This is a genomic window from Niallia sp. FSL W8-1348 (assembly GCF_038006745.1).
Classification (GTDB): domain Bacteria; phylum Bacillota; class Bacilli; order Bacillales; family Cytobacillaceae; genus Niallia; species Niallia alba.
The window spans coordinates 3,716,175-3,733,783 of sequence record NZ_JBBOVV010000001.1 but is presented as its reverse complement, the minus strand read 5'-3'; the positions used below and the strand labels follow the sequence as shown (position 1 = coordinate 3,733,783).

Sequence of the window (17,609 nt, the reverse complement as noted above, 5' to 3'; positions counted from 1 at the left end):
ATTTTCAACCAAATAACCCCGAACGATTATACGTACATGCTAAGAAAGGTTCGTATAATTGTTTGGGGTTTATTCATTTTAAGAAAGAATATTTGTGGTTATTACCCGCAGACTGAATGATATGCTCCCATAGGAGTCTCCGTGTATTCAGTCTGCTTTGTATTACCCATTATATTTTCTTTTTAAAAAATGGTGGAACGAAACAACCTTTAAAAACGGAGTGAAATGGAGCGGAGGACACTCAACTCCTGCAGAAAGGGAGTGTCTGTAGCGTAATGGAACGAGTTGGTTTCGCTACTAAATGAGAAATGATTCCTCTTTATCTATTATATATTTTGTTTTGTCCCAACCTCTTTGTGATCAACGCTAATACAGTTCTCTTAGCTGTGCCCAATCATTAATACGATTAAACTCAAGATGCTGATTATATGGATGATCTTTCACATAAAGCTTTGTTGATTGTTCTTGAAGTGTTTCCAGTACAGCTGGCTTATCATCAAAATAATAGTCTAACTTAAGCGCTTGGATGATAGCTATTTTTTCATGATCTTCCATTCCGCAATAAAAATGACTATCCAAAATTGGAAAACCTACTTCTCTCATCCAATCTTTCGTTTTTTCTGCAAATTGTTTTTTCCGTGCCGTAATATAATAAACCTCATGACCATGACTTACAAGCTCATTTAGTGTTTCTATTGCTGATGGAAAAGGGGGACAAGTTGTAAAGTAAATCTCTTCCCTAAGGGAATCCCATAATTGCTTTCCTTCAATAGCATTTAATCCAAATGGTTCATGAATTTCGACTGTTTTTAATGCATGGAAGCTTTCTAACGTAATATTCTTCTTTAACTTTTTATTATAAAGTTCAAAAGCATGCTGCCTTAAATTGATAAGTGTATCATCTATATCAAACCCAAACTTCATTGACTTCCTCCATAGAATTACTATTTATTACTCACAGGATAAGCTGTTATTTTAATATCTGCTCCAACCCATTCCGTCTTTTCAAAACGTAATGGTACAGCCTCCTCTACTTTATCAATATCTTCTCCTCTAAATGGCGTATAGGAATTTGTACCACCTACTATTTTAGGGGCAATATATACTAGATACTTGTTAATAAGTCCTTGCCGCATAAAGCTTGCATTTACTTCACTTCCGCCTTCAAGAAGAATATCCGTAATTCCGCGCTTATATAATTCCTTTAATGCTATTTTTAAATCTAATTGCCCATTAATAGAAGGAACTGTCAATAGGTCTACTCCCTTTTCTTCCAAAGCAATTGCTTTGGAAGAATGAGCAATTGCAGAAGTTACAATAATTGTCTTCGCTTCCTTACAATCTGTTATGTGAGCTTCTAAAGGAGTCCTTAAATTAGCATCCAAAATAATACGAATAGGATTTTTTGATGGTCCCTCTAATCGGGTTGTCAATCTAGGATTATCTGCTAATACTGTTCCAATACCAACTAAAATACCATCCACTTCGTTTCTTAAAAGATGGACTTCCTTTCTTGCCGCTTCACCCGTAATCCATTGGCTATGTCCAGTATGAGTAGCAATTTTTCCATCTAAAGTCATTGCAACCTTGGAAATGACAAACGGAGTTCCGTGAATCATATTATGGATAAAACGCTCATTTAATTGTTGGGCCTCTTTTTGTAAGATTCCAACTTCAACCTCAATTCCCGCTTCTCTTAAGATGTTAATTCCCCTACCCGCTACTTGTGGATTAGGATCTTCTGTTGCCACTACTACCCTTTTCACCCCAGATTCTTTAACCAAAAGTGCACATGGCGGCGTTTTTCCATAGTGTGAGCAAGGCTCTAATGTAACATAAAGGGTTGCATCTTTTGCATGGTCTCCTGCCATTCTAAAAGCATGGACTTCAGCATGTGGTTCTCCAGCTTTCCGATGAAGACCTGTGCCGACAATTACTCCATCCTTTACAATCACAGCTCCCACCACTGGATTCGGATTTGTCTTCCCTAGTGCTGATGCTGCAAGTTCCAACGCCATTCTCATATAATCTTGATCAAGCTTCATACCTATTCTCCTTAAATGGTCACCGTATTTTTCAAGGGAATATGACCAGATTTATTAACTTTTGTCTTTAAATAATTCTCATTATAAGAAGAAACATCCCCCCATAACGGAACATTTTCTTCAGCTGTTAGCCCCAGTTTCTTAAGAGCTTCTAGCTTTTTAGGATTGTTGGTTATTAATTTCACTGGCTTTTGACGAAGAAATTGAAGTACTTTAAGAGGTGCTTCATAGCTTCTCAAATCATCTGGGAAATCAAGTGCAAGATTCGCTTCTACTGTATCGAAACCATTTTCTTGTAAAAGGTACGCAAGGGATTTTGTAAATAATCCAATACCTCTTCCTTCATGATTGGCTAAATAAAAGAGTGCGCCATTTCCATTCGCCACAATCATTCTCATAGATTCTTTTAATTGATATCCACAATCACACCGTTTACTACCGAAAATGTCGCCCGTATGACAAATGCTATGCATACGTATTAATGCATTTTCTTCTGATGCGAAGTCCCCATACACTAAAACAGATGATTGTTGATAATCTGCTAAATCTAGAGCTGGTAAGGAACGAAGAACTTCTTCTTTCGTTTCATTTTTATTTATTGGTAACCATGTATACCATTGAAAAGTAACCACTTGATCATCTAATTGAACTGGCAGTTTCACTGGTCCAACTAAGCTTAAATTCTGTTCTTCATTAAATGCGATTATTTCCATTTTATCTTGAAGAAGATCGATAATATTTTGATCCATTCGAAAATCCCCTTTTTGTCGTATTATTCCTTCATGTATCAGCTAATATATCACTTATAAATAAATTTCATCTTATAGTTTGTGAAAAAAGAATTTAGGTTATTAATCCCCTTTTCACTTACTATGCGTAAGTAAGTTTACAATCATAAGAAATTAACGTCAAGTAATCAGCTCTTTTAAACATTATAAACCAATTGGATTACTCAACTTTTGTTCTTAAATCTTTTCTGACTACTATCATATAGCAAATCCCTCATTCATACAATTCGAAAATTCTCTACTTCTCACCAAAGAGCTGCGAAGAAAAGCGCTATTAATTGATTTTTCTTTTCATTTACTATATAATTTGACTAACTAGTCACAAATTCAATATCATTATGACCGTTTAGTCAACTTTACTTCCTATATGCACAGGAGGAAATTACGTGAAAGAAAAAGAAAAAATAATTATCGATTCTGCGATAAAATTTTTTGCGCAAAAAGGCTTTTCTTCTACATCTGTACAAGAAATTGCAAGTGATTGTGGGATATCAAAAGGTGCCTTTTATTTATACTTTAAATCAAAAGATTCCCTTCTTTATAAAATCTTACAATATTATTATGATGAACTGATCGAAACACTTGAAGAAATTAGTCAAAGGCCAGTCCCATCTAGAGATAAATATATAGATCAACTGACCTTTATGTTCGATCACGCATTAAAGCATAAAGAGTTTATCATTATGCAATCAAAAGAACAGGCAATTCCTTTAAACAATTCTATTAAGGAACTCTTAGCAAAAATGCAAGCAGAACTGCAAGACTATAATCTAAAAGGTCTCCTTGCTATTTATGGGGAAGAGAAGAAGAAATACCTTTTAGATTTGCTTATTATCCAAGATGGACTTATTCATTCTTTTTTGAAAGTTTCGATTTTAGATTCCATTAATGTCTCGTCCAAAGATATTGCCAGTTACTTATTAAAAAGATTAGATTCCATTATAACGGATATGGTAAAAGAGAACGAGCATCCTCTCTTTTCCAATGTTTTTCTTAAATATATTATTAAGAAGCCTGCTATCAACTTTATGGAAGATAATCATCAACATATAGTAGATGCTATTAACTCTATTCAAAAGAAAATGGAGCATATTGCAAATAAGGAAGAGATAGAAGTAACATTGGAAGTATTAATGACAGAAATCCATGCAGAAGAACCAAGAGTCCCAATTATCAAGGGAATGCTTTATAACTTGAATGGTTATGATGACTTTCAAACAGAACAAAAAAAGATTGCTGATTATTATCAGATAGAACTTTGAGTATATTCTACTAAAAAACTTTCATTTGATTATGAAAGTTTTTTTATTGGTCAATAATGCAAAGGATAACAACTTTATGAGGTGTTTACTTTGCCTAATTCTATACTTTCTAGATTCTTAAGATTACCGTTAAGTATTCGTGTATTAACAATTTCTTTATCTATTATTATCCTATTCGGTTTCTTTATCACCTTTATTGAACCAGAAACATTTCCCACTATATTTGAAGGAATCTGGTGGGCGATTATTACGACTTCCACAGTTGGCTATGGTGATTATGCTCCCATTACCGTTTTGGGGAGAATAACAGGAATGTTATTAATATTAACAGGGGTAGGATTCCTTTCGACCTATTTAGTGACATTAGCTACTGCGGCTGTAGCTAAACAAAATGCTTATCTAGAAGGAAAAACGACTTATAAAGGGCAAAACCACTTGATTATCATTGGGTGGAATGAACGGTCAAAGCTGATTATTCATTCTATTATTAAAGACCAGGAAAATATCCCTATTACATTAGTTGATGAGTCTTTAACAACCAATCCAGTGCCAGAAACCATCCACTTCGTAAGAGGCAATTCAAACTTAGACAGCGTCCTGCTGAAAGCAAATATAATGACCGCTAGTAAGGTTATTATTACAGCTGATCAAAACAAAGAAGAGTTACAAGCTGACATGCATTCAATATTGTCGTTACTTGCGATAAAAGGTTTGAATGCTAAGATACCATGTATTGTTGAAATACTAACTGCAGAACAAATCCAGAACGCTAAAAGAGCTGGTGCAGATGAAATTATTGAGACAAATAGTTTAACGAGCTTTGTTATGCACAATAGTTTAACTTCTCAAGATACAATGATTGCATTTCTGGAGCTTTTAAATCAACTGAAGGATAAGAAGCTTCAATTTATCCCTTTAACAAATATTCATGGTGAATTAGGAGACTATTTGATATTAAACAATTATTTATTAGCAGATGGAAAGCTATTATTAGGGGTGAAAAGAGGGGGGACTAGTTACCTTAATCCTAATCCTGCATTCCAGTTTGAAGAGAATGATGAATTAATTATTATCACTTAGCCTAAGTGAAGTTATTTAATAATAGATTATTTTCTGAGGCATACTACTCGCTTTTCAAGAAACAAAAAGTATGCCTCAGAAGCTTAAGGATTATCCTTAAGCTTCTAAAAAAGTTTTGCAAGCATTAGCGCACTCCATACAAATTTCTGCACAATATTGGCAATGGCGATGGTCATGTTTCTTGCATTCGCTAGCGCAATCGGTACATACAGATAAGCAAATCTCCGCAAACTCTTTTGCATATGGAGACTTTCTAATAATAGCTTGTTCTAAATAACTACAAAACTGTATACATTCTCTATTGGCATGAATACAATCAAGCATTGGTGTTACCTTCTCACTTGCTAAACATTCATTTAGACAATGGTTACAAACAATCATACATTCCTGTAATGTTTTAATTAATAACTGTTCTTTTTCCACAAGCATCCCTACTTCCTCCTTCTAATACCTATTTCTATTTATTTAACCTTTCATGAAACCTTTAAACATTTTGAAAAGCGAAATGGCATCAATAGAATAGAAAGAGAAACTAAAAAAACTATCGGTAACCCTCATTTTCTGAGTTTACCGATAGCTTCATCACTACAATCTTATAAACGACTTTCTAATTCTGCTTTTTTCTCTTCAAATCCTGGTTTACCAAGCAATGCGAACATATTTACTTTGTATGCTTCTACTCCTGGTTGATCAAATGGATTTACACCTAGTAAATAACCGCTGATTGCGCAAGCTTTTTCGAAGAAATATGCTAGATATCCAAATGTATATTCATTCATTTCTGGGATTGTTACAATAAGATTTGGTACTCCACCATCTGTGTGTGCAAGCAGTGTTCCTTCGAATGCTTTATTGTTTACAAAGTCAACAGTTTGTCCTGCTAAGTAATTCAAACCGTCTAAGTCATTTTCTTCTGCTTCAATAACTAATTCATGACGAGGCTTGTCTACTTTTACAATTGTTTCAAAAATATCGCGACGGCCTTCTTGAACATATTGTCCTAATGAGTGCAAGTCTGTTGAGAAGTTTGCAGAAGAAGGATAAATCCCTTTTTGATCTTTCCCTTCACTTTCACCAAACAATTGTTTCCACCATTCAGAGAAATATTGCAAGCCTGGCTCATAGTTAATTAACATTTCAATTGTTTTTCCTTTATTATAAAGGACATTACGAACTGCTGCGTATTGATAAGCAATGTTATTTTTTAATTCAGATGTACTGAAATCAGTTCGTGCAGCTGCCGCACCTTCCATCATAGCCGTAATATCTGCACCACTAACAGCGATTGGCAATAAACCAACTGGTGTTAACACAGAATAACGTCCACCTACATCATCAGGAATGATGAATGATTCATATCCTTCTTCCATCGCTAAAGTTTTTAACGCCCCACGAGCTTTATCAGTAGTAGCATAAATTCTCGTTCTTGCTTCTTCTACTCCATATTTTTGTTCTAATAATTTACGGAAAATACGGAACGCAATTGCAGGCTCTGTTGTTGTTCCTGATTTAGAAATAACATTAATAGAGAAATCTTTATCGCCAAGGAAATCAATGACATCACTCATATAAGTGGAGCTAATATCTTTTCCAATGAAGATAATTTGTGGTGTTTTTCTCTTTTCTTTAGATAAAGAATTGTAGAAACTATGATTTAGCATTTCGATTGCTGCGCGTGCGCCTAAATAAGAACCACCAATACCAATTACAAGTAATACCTCTGAATCACTTTTAATCTTTTCTGATGCCTTTAAAATGCGTGCGAATTCATCTTTATCGTATGCTACAGGAAGATCTATCCATCCTAAGAAATCGCTTCCTTGTCCTGTCTTTTCATGCAAGGAATGATGAGCAACTTTTACTGCATCTTCTAAATATGTAATTTCGTGTTCTCCAAAGAAGCTTAATGCCTTTGAGTAATCAAAACGAACGTGTGTCATAAATGATCCTCCAATATAATATTTATTTATACTCCTCTTCCACTTTATCGGAAGTAGAAAAAGGAATCAAGAAAGAACTCGTTATGAAAGCGAATACAATATCTTTTTTTTTCATTTTTCACCAATTATTCAATTTCCTTCTCTGTTGCATAAAAACGTACAAACAATTCATACGAAATGTTTGTACGTTTTTATTCTTTTATAGAGATGCTTTATAAATTGCTAAAACATCCTTTTCGTTTAACACTTTAAAATTCCCAAATCCACCATTTGTCATTGCTTTTTCAACCATTAATTCTAACTTGCTATCATCAATGTCGTAATCAGCTAAACGGGAAGGAGCTCCTAACTCATTCCAAAAAGCACGAAGTTTTTCAATTCCCTCAAGCCCACTTTCTTCTGCTGTTTTCCCTTCTGGGTCTACGCCGAATACACGAACGGCTAATTGTTTAAAACGTTCTGGTTTTACAGATAAATTATGTTTCATCCAATTAGGGAATAGAATTGCAAGTCCACCACCATGAGGAATATCATATACTGCTGAAACAGCATGCTCAATATTATGCGAAGCCCAATCACCACGGTATCCCATATTGAGCATTCCATTTAGAGCCATCGTACCGCAATATAAAATAGCAGCTCGATATTCATAATTTTCTAAGTCATTAACAAGTTTTGGTCCAAACTCTATGACAGTTTTTAATACAGATTCACACATATAATCTTGAAGTTCTGTATGTTGTTCTAAGTGGAAATAATGTTCAAAAACATGAGACATCATATCCACAATTCCATATATCGTTTGATCCTTTGGAACTGTATATGTATTTTCCGGATCCAAGATAGAGAACACAGGGAATGTAAATGGACTTCCCCAGCCAACTTTTTCTTGTGTTTCCCAATTTGTTATAACAGATCCAGCGTTCATTTCTGATCCAGTTGCAGCAAGCGTTAAAACTGTTCCAAACGGTAAAGCTGCTTTTGGAGCTGCTTTTTTCGTAATGAACTCCCATGGGTTTCCATCAAATTTTGCACCGGCAGCTATAGCCTTTGTACAGTCAATAACACTGCCTCCACCAACTGCTAAAATGAAATCAATTCCTTCTGTTTTGCAAATATCTACTCCACGCTGTACAGTAGTTAAGCGAGGATTTGGCTCTACACCAGATAATTCAAATACCTCATTACCATTTTCATTTAAGATAGCCATTACTTTATCATAAAGACCATTTCTTTTAATACTTCCTCCCCCGTAAACAAGCAGGATTTTCTCTCCATAGGAAGCTAATTGATCTTTTAATTGCGCCAATTGCCCTTTACCAAAAATAAGTTTTGTTGGGTTATAAAAAACAAAGTTTTCCAAATAAAACGCCTCCCATTTCTTTTTAAAATTAGTAACAAAAACTAATTTGTATGCCTAATTATTAATCAAACTGCTCGGAAAATCAAAAGATTAAACTTCGCACCGACTGATAGTATGTGTATTCTCAACTATGAATTATTCGTACAACTTTTCTGTATGTATAGTTTTATGGATTTAACAAAAAATAAAAGGGATTCTACTATAAGGAGGATACAATATGAGCGCAATCCAAAGAATTGCATTGGTTTTAACAATAGTAGGAGCAATAAATTGGGGACTAATTGGTTTCTTTCAATTTGATCTAGTTGCAAGCATTTTCGGTGGTCAAGGAGCTGCAATCTCCCGAATTATCTATGGTCTTGTTGGAATTGCCGGCTTAATAAACCTTGGGCTGCTATTTAAGCCAACTGCCGAGGTTGTTCGAGACCCCGAACCTAGATCGACTCGATAATTAACAAATTTAACAGATAAAAGCTGACATGCCTTCTTTATTAAATGTCAGCTTTTATCTATAAGAGCGTATTTTAAATTGGACTATTTAATATTTGTTTTATACGTTCTAGCGCCCAATCTAGCTCTTCCTTTGTAATCGTTAATGGAGGAGCAAAACGGATTACCGTTTCATGAGTCTCTTTACATAATAATCCCACTTCTTTTAGCTTTTCACAGTAGGATCTTGCTTCTACCGTAAGCTCAACTCCAATAAATAATCCTCTTCCTCTAATATCTTTTATAATAGGGTTTTTAATTTCTGTTAATTTTTGTAGAAAATAATCTCCTAATTGTCGCGAACGATCGGTTAAATTTTCTTCTATAATGACATCTAGCGCAGCAATCGATACAGCACAAGCTAATGGGTTTCCACCAAATGTTGATCCATGAGAGCCTGGATTAAATACTCCTAGAATGTCTGAATCAGCAACTACACAAGAGATAGGAAACACACCCGCTCCAAGCGCTTTTCCTAATATATACATATCTGGTACAATACCGTACCATTCACTCGCAAATAATTTGCCTGTTCTTGATAGGCCTGTTTGGATTTCATCTGCAATAAACAAAACATTTTTTGCTTTACATAATTCATATGCTTCTTCCATGAAACCTTGAGGAGGAATGATAATACCTGCCTCTCCCTGAATTGGCTCAACAATAAATGCGGCTGTATGCTCTGTAATAGCCTCTCTCAATTGATTTATATCTCCATAAGGAATAATTTTAATTCCAGGCAACAGTGGCCCAAACCCCCGCTTATATTCGTTATCAGAGGAAAGGGAAACGGCTCCCATTGTTCTTCCATGAAAATTCCCTTCACATACGATTAGTTCTGCCTTATCTTTTTCTACTCCTTTACAATCATACGCCCATCTTCTTGCAGCTTTAATAGCAGTTTCTACCGCTTCAGCTCCTGTATTCATCGGTAGAACCATTTCTTTCTTAGTTAGTGCACTGATTTTTTCATACCAAGGACCTAATTGATCATGATGAAAAGCACGGGATGTTAACGTAACACGATCTGCTTGTCTTTTTAACGCTTCAATTATTTTGGGATGACGATGACCTTGGTTTAGAGCAGAATATGCGCTTAACATATCCATATATTTATTTCCTTCAGGATCGCTAATCCACACACCTTCTGCTTCCGAAATGACTATTGGGAGTGGATTATAATTTTTTGCTCCATATTTCTCAGACTGTTCAATTAACGAGATTGATTTATTGACTTCTTGTACCATCCAATCATCCTTCCATTTCGTTGTATAAAGTGAAACTTCCATCAGTGGGGGGTTTTCCTTCCTCCCTCACTGAAGGTTAGTTGAACCAATCGGACCTTAACGGACAGCTGATTTCCCATCTATCTTCCTCGTGTTCTCCTAAGCTTGAGGGGGAAGTCTTACTGTCTGTTAAGAGTGGGATAAAATGAAACTTCTATAGATTAACTTTAGCCGATTTTTCAGTGGAAGGATAGATTTTCTTATCGATATTTTCTAATAATTCGTTATTTTATTCGATGACCTAGTTCCATTTAAAGGTTTTATGAAAAAAGCAAATTTCTCATCAAAAAAAGCTGCCCATAAGCGCAAACTTCATCTGATTAATACAAATGAAGTTTAAAGCCATAATGGACAGCCTTTTTATAAATATTAATTATTTTTTAATTAAATCGTTACGGTCGGATTGATCAATCCACTCTTGTAATTTATCTTTTAACGTATTAAAACCTTGTACGTTTTCTGTTTCAACTACAGTAGATGTTTGACGCTTAGGACGAGGTTTTTTTGCTTTAGCAGCTTCCGGTTGTGCAGGTGCTTCTTCTGTTGCACGGATAGAAAGACCAATTTTTCCTGCGTTTTCGTCAATTGAAAGAACTTTAACGTTCACTTCATCTCCAACTTTTAAAAATTCGTTAATATCTTTTACATAACCATGTGTTACTTCAGAGATATGAACTAAACCTTGTGTATTTTCATCCAAAGAAACAAACGCTCCGTAAGGTTGAATACCTGTAACCTTTCCTTTAATAACACTTCCAACTTCGATTTTATCTGACATGAGAACACTCCTAATTGTTTATATTAATTTTTCCTTTTATACGCATTATAAGATTATATCACAATATCGGCATATTTACAAAAGGATTTATTTATTGTATTTATGATTCCCGTTTATCAATTGCATAAACTATGTCTTTAAAGGGATAAAATTAACACAATAAAAAGAGATGTTATAAAGGAAGAACAACAACTTTACGCCAATCAATGAGTTGTTCCACTTATATAAACACCTCTTTTTTACCTATTACGCATATTTATCAACAAAGCGTTTCATCCGTTTCATTGCCTCTTGTAATTGTTGCAAAGAAGTTGCATAAGAACAACGAACATGCCCTTCTCCACTTTCTCCAAATACACTTCCAGGTACAACCGCTACTTTCTCTTCCATCAAAAGCTTTTCAGCAAACGTCTCAGCGTTCATTTTTGTTGCGGTTATATTAGGAAAGGCATAAAAGGCTCCGCCAGGTATATGACAAGTTAACCCCATGTCATTTAATGACTGAACAATAAAATTCCTTCTTCGTCTATAACTTTTCTTCATTTCTTCTACATCGTTTTGACCACTTCTTAATGCCTCAAGTCCAGCATATTGTGCCATTGTTGGGGCACACATTAAACTGTATTGATGAATCTTTAACATCGCTTGGATTAATTCTTCTGGACCGCATACAAAACCTAGTCTCCAGCCTGTCATAGCAAAACCTTTAGAAAAACCCGAAAGAAGAATCGTCCGCTTCCATGCTCCCTCTATCGCCGCTGTACTTGTATATTCTTCATCATAGCAAAGCTCTGCATAAATTTCATCGGATAGAATAAGTAAATCATGTTTTTCTGCAACTGCCACGATTGCTGCAAGCTCTTCTTTGGAAAGTGTTGTTCCAGTTGGATTATTAGGTGAACAAAGCATGATTGCTTTTGTGCGGTCCGTTATAACTTCTTCTAGCTGAAATGGTTTGATTTTAAAATCATTTTCTTTTAAGCTTTGAACCGTAATTGGAACCCCGCCAGCAAGCGTCACTAACGGTGCATAGGAAACAAAACACGGTTCTACAACAATTACTTCTTCTCCTTGATTAAGAATAGCTCGTAAAGCAATATCAATTGCCTGGCTAGCTCCAACCGTAACGATTATTTCGGATGCAGGGTTATATGAAACAAAAAATCTTTTTTGCATATAATGACTAATTTCCTCGCGAAGCTCTAGTAGTCCAGGATTTGCTGTATAAGAGGTATATCCTTGTTCCAACGATAAAATAGCCGCCTCTCTTGTAGACCAGGAAGTTACAAAGTCTGGTTCTCCTACCCCAAGAGAAATTACGCCTTCCATCCCAGAAGCTAAATCAAAAAATCTGCGGATTCCAGATGGCTTCATTTCCTCTACTTTTTGTGCGACATAACTTTTGGTTTGCTTCATTATGGGGACACCACTATTCTTTTATCATCATCGGATGGTTCAAAAATCGTTCCATCATGCTTATATTGTTTTAAAATAAAATGAGTAGTAGTGGAGATAACCGAATCCAGCGTTGAAAGCTTTTCGGAAACAAATCTAGCTACTTCATTCATCGATTTCCCTTCAATAATGACAGATAAATCATATGCACCAGACATTAAATATAATGACTTAACTTCTTTAAAACGATAAATTCTTTGCGCAACCTCATCGAAGCCAACTCCTCTTTTCGGAGTCACTTTGACATCAATCATTGCCGTTACTCCTTCATGGCCTTCTACTTTTGACCAATCTACAATCGATGTATAGCGAACAACCACATTAATTTCTTCTAGTTTCGTGATCATTTCTTTCGTCTTCTCTATATTTTCTCCAATCATTTTTGCTATATCTTCGTCAGAAATCCTCGCATCTTTTTCTAGAATTTCCGCAATTTCAATTTCCTTATCTGTTAATCTCATGTTTATCCTCCTGCTCGCTTGAAATATTCTCATTATACCAAATTATCGCTAAATTCATCGTACTAATTTCATTTTTTGATTCTGTTATTTAAATGATTTTTTCCGCCATAATGAATTAAAAAGGGAACCCCCAACAGGAATGAACATTTAGACTAATCTTTTATATAAACTTACATCTGTAACGTTTTTTTTCCGCCCCCACCACTTATGATAGGGACCTTTACGGGCGAGTTTCACCATCTGACTTCCTCGCTTTTCCGCAGCTTGAGCTCGGGGACTTACTGCCCGTTAAGAGTTGGATAAATGCACAAAAATTCAGTTTTCCCTTTAAAAAGAACAAGAACTACTTCGTTTTACATACATTAGTTTATTTGAGATTGCTAAGCAATTTTCTAATGGAATGACTTCTTCGAAAGAAAATTCATAAATAGCTTGGATAGCATTCGCTAGTTCTTCTTCCGAATCCAAATCATATAAAGCTTGAAGACTGTCCGCAATCTCTGTTTCATAATTCCCCTCACCTATTGAAAAAGGATCCCATTCATTTAATAAACGGATAAATTCTAAATTCATTTCTTGACTATTCATTCGTTGCCACCCTTTGTTCCTGTTTGCTAAAGAACATTCTATCATATATCCCTTTAAAGAACATAAGCGAAAAGAAGGGATTATCGGATAGAATCAGACCGTTTTAAATTGTAAATTTATATTGACAATTCAGTATTTTAGCTTTATTATTCATTTAGTGAAAATTTCATATTTACTTATCAAGAGAGATTGAGGGAACAGGCCCGATGACATCCAGCAACCTCCTTTCCTAAAGGAAGGTGCTAACTCCTGCAGAATGACTTATTCTGAAAGATAAGATCGGTATATATATACGATACTTCTTTCAAATGAAAGAAGTTTTTTTATTTTCCAGATATTTTAAAAAAATATTTCATAAATCTGCTTAAAGAAAACGATCTTTTAAAGACGGCATTAAACAAGCAAATGGTTATGCAAAGGAGGATAGTAATTTCTAATGATACAAATAAACGATTTAGTAAAAGTATATAAAACGAAAAAAGACCAAGTCGTAGGCGTTGACCATGTTTCTTTATCCATTAAAAAAGGAGAAATATTCGGAATTGTAGGCTACAGTGGTGCAGGAAAAAGCTCTCTTCTTCGATGTCTCAATTTATTGGAAAAGCCTACAAGCGGCGAAGTTATCATCGATAATATTTCCTTAACAAAATTAAATCAAAAGCAATTAAGAGCTGCCCGGTTAAAAATAGGAATGATTTTTCAACATTTTTATCTTGTAAGTAGTAAAACAGTTTATGAAAACATCGCTTTTGCTTTAAAAGCAGCAAATCTTCCAGCGAAGAAAACTCATGAACGGGTAATAGAATTGCTCGAGATGGTAGGGTTAGCAGATAAAAAAGATGTCTTTCCAGCACAATTAAGCGGTGGACAAAAACAAAGGGTTGGAATTGCTAGGGCACTTGCTAACAATCCAGCAGTACTGCTTTGTGATGAAGCAACTTCAGCACTTGATCCAACAACCACAAAGTCTATTCTTGCATTATTAAAAAGAATTAATAAAGAACTTGGTTTAACTATCGTTCTCATCACCCATGAGATGGAAGTCGTAAAAGATATTTGCGATCGAATGGCTGTAATGGAAGCAGGAAAGGTCATTGAAGAAGGGTCAGTTTATGATATGTTTGCTAATCCGAAGCAGGAGCTTACTAAAAACTTTGTGAACAGCATTCTTCAGTTTGAATTACCAAACCACTTATTAGAGGAAAGAAAAGGAAAAATTATTAAGGTTACCTTTCAGGGACCAATTGCAGAAGAAGGAATTATCTCTGATGCCTTTCAGCACTACAAAGTGAAAGGAAATATTCTACATGGCAAGATTGAATATATCCAAAACAATCCACTTGGTATTTTCATCATGGAATTAACAGGTGAGGACGATGAGATTACAAAAGCGATTCAGTATATTAAAGATCGCACCAAAAACGTGGAGGTGATCCATCATGCCTCTTAGCATTGATTGGAATTATATTATAGAATTACTTCCTGATTTAAATTCTGCTTTTTTTGAAACTTTATATATGGTAGGCATCTCTATTGTTGTGGCCATTATTGTGGGTTTACCGTTAGGAATACTTTTATTTGTTACCGATAAAGGGTTATTTCTAGAAAACCCATTTATTAAAAACATTGTTGGCTTTGCTGTGAATATGGTTCGCTCGATCCCTTTTATTATCTTATTAATAGCTCTTTTACCTTTAGCAAAATGGATTACAAACACAACAATCGGTCCAACTGCGGCTTCCGTTTCTCTATCAGTCGCTGCCATTCCTTTTTTTGCGAGAATAGTAGAACAAGCTCTTCGAGAAATTGATAAAGGGGTTATTGAAGCTTCAGTCGCTATCGGAGCTTCCCCCTTGATGATTATTTGGCAAGTATTAATTCCAGAAGCGAGACCAGGAATCATTCAAGGGATTACTATTACGATAATCAATTTAATAGCCTATTCTGCCATGGCCGGAATAGTCGGCGGCGGCGGTGTTGGCGATCTTGCGATTCAATATGGCTATTATCGTTATGATAATACTGTCATGATTACAACCGTAGTTGTTCTTATCTGTTTAGTTCAAATCATTCAATTTTTCGGAGACAAAATTTCAAAAACATTGGATAAACGTTAAATCGAAATAATACTTTAGGAGGAAAAACAATGAAAAAAATACTTATCGGATTTCTTTTACTACTATCATTTAGTGTACTTAGCGCTTGTGGACAAGAGAAAGACAATGCGGACGCAGGAGAGAAAAAAGAGATTAATATAGGGGCAACTTCTGGCCCTTATGCAGACATGGTAAAAAAAGCAATTAAACCTATTCTTGAAGATAAAGGCTATAAAGTAGAAGTTACAGAGTTTACTGACTATGTGCAACCAAATAATGCATTAGCTGAAGGAAGTATTGATGCGAACCTATTCCAACACAAAATTTATCTGGAATCTTTTGCTGCACAAAATAATTTAGAGTTATCCGAACTAATTTCTGTTCCAACTGCTCCAATGGGCATTTATTCAAATAAATTTGACAGTTTAGAAGCCATTACAGATGGTGCGACAATTGCTATCCCTAATGATCCAACTAATGCAGCTCGTGCCTTCTTAATTTTAGAAGAAGCAGGTTTAATTGAAATTGATTCAGCTGCCGATCCACTTACTGTCTCTGATAAAGATGTAACGAAAAATATTAAAAACTTAAAATTCGAACCAATTGAAGCAGCACAATTACCACGTGCTGTAGACAGTGTAGATTTATCTGCTGTTCCAGGGAACTTCGCACTAGCAGCTAAAATGAATTTATTAGATTCCCTTCAATTAGAAAATATGCTGGACCAATATCGTAACCGTGTTGTTGTTAATACAAAAGATTTAGATACTCCATTTGCTAAAGACATTAAAGCAGCTGTTGAATCAGCAGAGTTTGAAAAAGTAATTGATGAAGAATTTGAAGGCTTTGGGAAACCAGAGTGGATGAAGTAAACAAATATTTGCTCTAACGTAGTAAAGCAAGCTAGACTGAGAAACTCTATCTCAGCCTAGCTTGCTTTTTTCTTATTTTAAATTATTTTTATTTTCTGATTATTAAAATAAAGTCACATTTTTACCTTATTTCTTTCACAAATTGGACACACCTCCCCTCTCTACAACTGCAATGTGTGTGTTAATATAATGTTGTATTGTGAATCCATTCACAGACAATAAAAAAGAACAATTATAGGGGGAACAAATGATGAAAATTACACCAAAAGTTTTACTTGCTTCAATCTTAGCAGGAGCGCTTTTAACTGCTTGCGGAAATACAGACACAGAACCAAAAAAAGAAGATAATAAAGCTGAGGATAAAGCTGATGTAGTAACAACTGCTTCTATCGTTAACGAAGCAGATGCATTAGTTAATGGATTAAGTGAAAACGGTACTTGGATTGTTGCAACACTTCAAGATTTAACAGTTGACAGTGATATCGTAGTTGCAGGTGAATTCCACGATAAAGGTGATGCTGCAAATCCACTTTATCGTAAACTTGGTCTTTATACACAAGATGAAGATCATAACATCATTGATTCTTTCACTTTAACTGCTCCTAAAATGACAGTACAAAGTGAAAACTTCAAAATTCAAGGTGGTACATTTGTTGGTGATGTTTATGTAGAAGCTAACGGATTTACTGTAGACGCAACTGCAAAAGTTGATGGTAATGTATACTACAAGAGCGATGAATTCAAAGCATCTGCTGTAATTGATGGAGAAGTAACTGGTGAACAAGAAGTACAATAATAGCCTATAAACCTAGCTGAAACTCAGCTAGGTTTTTTTATTTTATTTTTTCATCCTTCTTCCTCTCCTCCTACAAAAAAATCTTCCCATATTATTCTCTATTTAAAGAAAACTTCCATCATTGGGAGGTTTTCCTTATCCCTATCTGATGATTAGTGTCCCTTATGGGCGAGTTTCAACGTCTAAGCCTAGCCTCCTCTATTTTCTACAGCTTGAGGCAGGAATCTTCCTGCCCGTTAAGAATAGGATAAATTCACAAAATTTCTCATAAATTATTTAACACAAATAGATTGACAATTTTCTAATTTAG

The 17,609-nt window shown here is 35.0% G+C and carries 18 protein-coding genes and 1 riboswitch; of the genes, 7 read left to right on the top strand and 11 right to left on the bottom strand.

Annotated elements, in window-relative coordinates:
* Positions 1–366 precede the first annotated feature (366 nt).
* From NST60_RS17580 to NST60_RS17570, 3 genes are read right to left on the bottom strand one after another with little or no spacing between them, the layout of a single operon-like run.
* Entirely contained in the window at positions 367–924 is a 558-nt protein-coding gene (locus tag NST60_RS17580) for a 5' nucleotidase, NT5C type (RefSeq protein ID WP_101729195.1), read from the bottom strand.
* Between the two features lie 20 nt (positions 925–944).
* A complete protein-coding gene (ribD, locus tag NST60_RS17575) occupies positions 945–2,045 on the bottom strand; it encodes a bifunctional diaminohydroxyphosphoribosylaminopyrimidine deaminase/5-amino-6-(5-phosphoribosylamino)uracil reductase RibD (RefSeq protein ID WP_016202363.1) in 1,101 nt (366 codons plus the stop codon).
* Between the two features lie 11 nt (positions 2,046–2,056).
* Positions 2,057–2,794: a GTP cyclohydrolase II gene (locus NST60_RS17570; RefSeq protein ID WP_254415613.1), complete on the bottom strand. Its 738-nt coding sequence runs from the start codon at positions 2,792–2,794 to the stop codon at positions 2,057–2,059.
* Between the two features lie 425 nt (positions 2,795–3,219).
* Here NST60_RS17570 and NST60_RS17565 point away from each other — a divergent pair, with 425 nt between their 5' ends.
* Together NST60_RS17565 and NST60_RS17560 are read left to right on the top strand one after the other, a co-directional pair.
* Entirely contained in the window at positions 3,220–4,095 is an 876-nt protein-coding gene (locus NST60_RS17565) for a TetR/AcrR family transcriptional regulator (RefSeq protein ID WP_169189007.1), read from the top strand.
* Positions 4,096–4,176: 81 nt separating this feature from the next.
* Positions 4,177–5,175: a potassium channel family protein gene (locus tag NST60_RS17560; RefSeq protein ID WP_341099619.1), complete on the top strand. Its 999-nt coding sequence runs from the start codon at positions 4,177–4,179 to the stop codon at positions 5,173–5,175.
* 96 nt (positions 5,176–5,271) lie between these two features.
* On the opposite strand, the gene NST60_RS17555 is transcribed toward NST60_RS17560, so the two are convergent.
* From NST60_RS17555 to NST60_RS17545, 3 genes are all read right to left on the bottom strand, one after another.
* On the bottom strand, positions 5,272–5,604 hold the full coding sequence (locus NST60_RS17555; RefSeq protein WP_016202368.1) for a four-helix bundle copper-binding protein: 333 nt from the start codon (positions 5,602–5,604) through the stop codon (positions 5,272–5,274).
* A gap of 164 nt (positions 5,605–5,768) precedes the next feature.
* Positions 5,769–7,115: a glucose-6-phosphate isomerase gene (locus NST60_RS17550; protein WP_101729198.1), complete on the bottom strand. Its 1,347-nt coding sequence runs from the start codon at positions 7,113–7,115 to the stop codon at positions 5,769–5,771.
* Positions 7,116–7,314: 199 nt separating this feature from the next.
* On the bottom strand, positions 7,315–8,478 hold the full coding sequence (locus NST60_RS17545) for an iron-containing alcohol dehydrogenase (RefSeq protein WP_224427633.1): 1,164 nt from the start codon (positions 8,476–8,478) through the stop codon (positions 7,315–7,317).
* A gap of 217 nt (positions 8,479–8,695) precedes the next feature.
* On the opposite strand from NST60_RS17545, the gene NST60_RS17540 reads away from it, so the two are divergent.
* Entirely contained in the window at positions 8,696–8,929 is a 234-nt protein-coding gene (locus NST60_RS17540) for a DUF378 domain-containing protein (RefSeq protein ID WP_016202371.1), read from the top strand.
* A gap of 73 nt (positions 8,930–9,002) precedes the next feature.
* Here the strand turns inward: NST60_RS17540 and NST60_RS17535 are convergent, their stop codons facing one another.
* The 5 genes from NST60_RS17535 to NST60_RS17515 all read right to left on the bottom strand — a co-directional run bounded on the left by NST60_RS17535 (position 9,003) and on the right by NST60_RS17515 (position 13,535).
* Entirely contained in the window at positions 9,003–10,214 is a 1,212-nt protein-coding gene (locus NST60_RS17535; protein ID WP_101729564.1) for an ornithine--oxo-acid transaminase, read from the bottom strand.
* Between the two features lie 412 nt (positions 10,215–10,626).
* Entirely contained in the window at positions 10,627–11,031 is a 405-nt protein-coding gene (yugI, locus tag NST60_RS17530; protein ID WP_169189009.1) for a S1 domain-containing post-transcriptional regulator GSP13, read from the bottom strand.
* A gap of 246 nt (positions 11,032–11,277) precedes the next feature.
* Positions 11,278–12,447, bottom strand: a complete 1,170-nt coding sequence (locus tag NST60_RS17525) for an aminotransferase (RefSeq protein ID WP_016202374.1) — start codon at positions 12,445–12,447, stop codon at positions 11,278–11,280.
* Positions 12,447–12,947: an Lrp/AsnC family transcriptional regulator gene (locus NST60_RS17520; protein ID WP_016202375.1), complete on the bottom strand. Its 501-nt coding sequence runs from the start codon at positions 12,945–12,947 to the stop codon at positions 12,447–12,449. The genes NST60_RS17525 and NST60_RS17520 overlap by 1 nt, the downstream gene beginning before the upstream one ends.
* Positions 12,948–13,274: 327 nt before the next feature.
* Positions 13,275–13,535 (bottom strand): DUF1871 family protein, encoded by a 261-nt coding sequence (locus NST60_RS17515; RefSeq protein WP_016202376.1) that lies wholly within the window; start codon positions 13,533–13,535, stop codon positions 13,275–13,277.
* Between the two features lie 173 nt (positions 13,536–13,708).
* A riboswitch (SAM riboswitch) is annotated at positions 13,709–13,815 on the top strand.
* Between the two features lie 156 nt (positions 13,816–13,971).
* Here NST60_RS17515 and NST60_RS17510 point away from each other — a divergent pair.
* The 4 genes from NST60_RS17510 (at position 13,972) to NST60_RS17495 (ending at position 17,299) form a co-directional block, all read left to right on the top strand.
* On the top strand, positions 13,972–14,985 hold the full coding sequence (locus NST60_RS17510) for a methionine ABC transporter ATP-binding protein (RefSeq protein WP_212117217.1): 1,014 nt from the start codon (positions 13,972–13,974) through the stop codon (positions 14,983–14,985).
* A complete protein-coding gene (locus tag NST60_RS17505; RefSeq protein WP_016202378.1) occupies positions 14,975–15,652 on the top strand; it encodes a methionine ABC transporter permease in 678 nt (225 codons plus the stop codon). The genes NST60_RS17510 and NST60_RS17505 overlap by 11 nt, the downstream gene beginning before the upstream one ends.
* 29 nt (positions 15,653–15,681) lie before the next feature.
* The gene (locus NST60_RS17500) at positions 15,682–16,503 is read left to right on the top strand and encodes a MetQ/NlpA family ABC transporter substrate-binding protein (protein ID WP_016202379.1); all 822 of its coding nucleotides are present in this window, start codon (positions 15,682–15,684) and stop codon (positions 16,501–16,503) included.
* 247 nt (positions 16,504–16,750) lie between these two features.
* On the top strand, positions 16,751–17,299 hold the full coding sequence (locus NST60_RS17495; protein ID WP_224427632.1) for a polymer-forming cytoskeletal protein: 549 nt from the start codon (positions 16,751–16,753) through the stop codon (positions 17,297–17,299).
* Positions 17,300–17,609 lie beyond the last annotated feature (310 nt).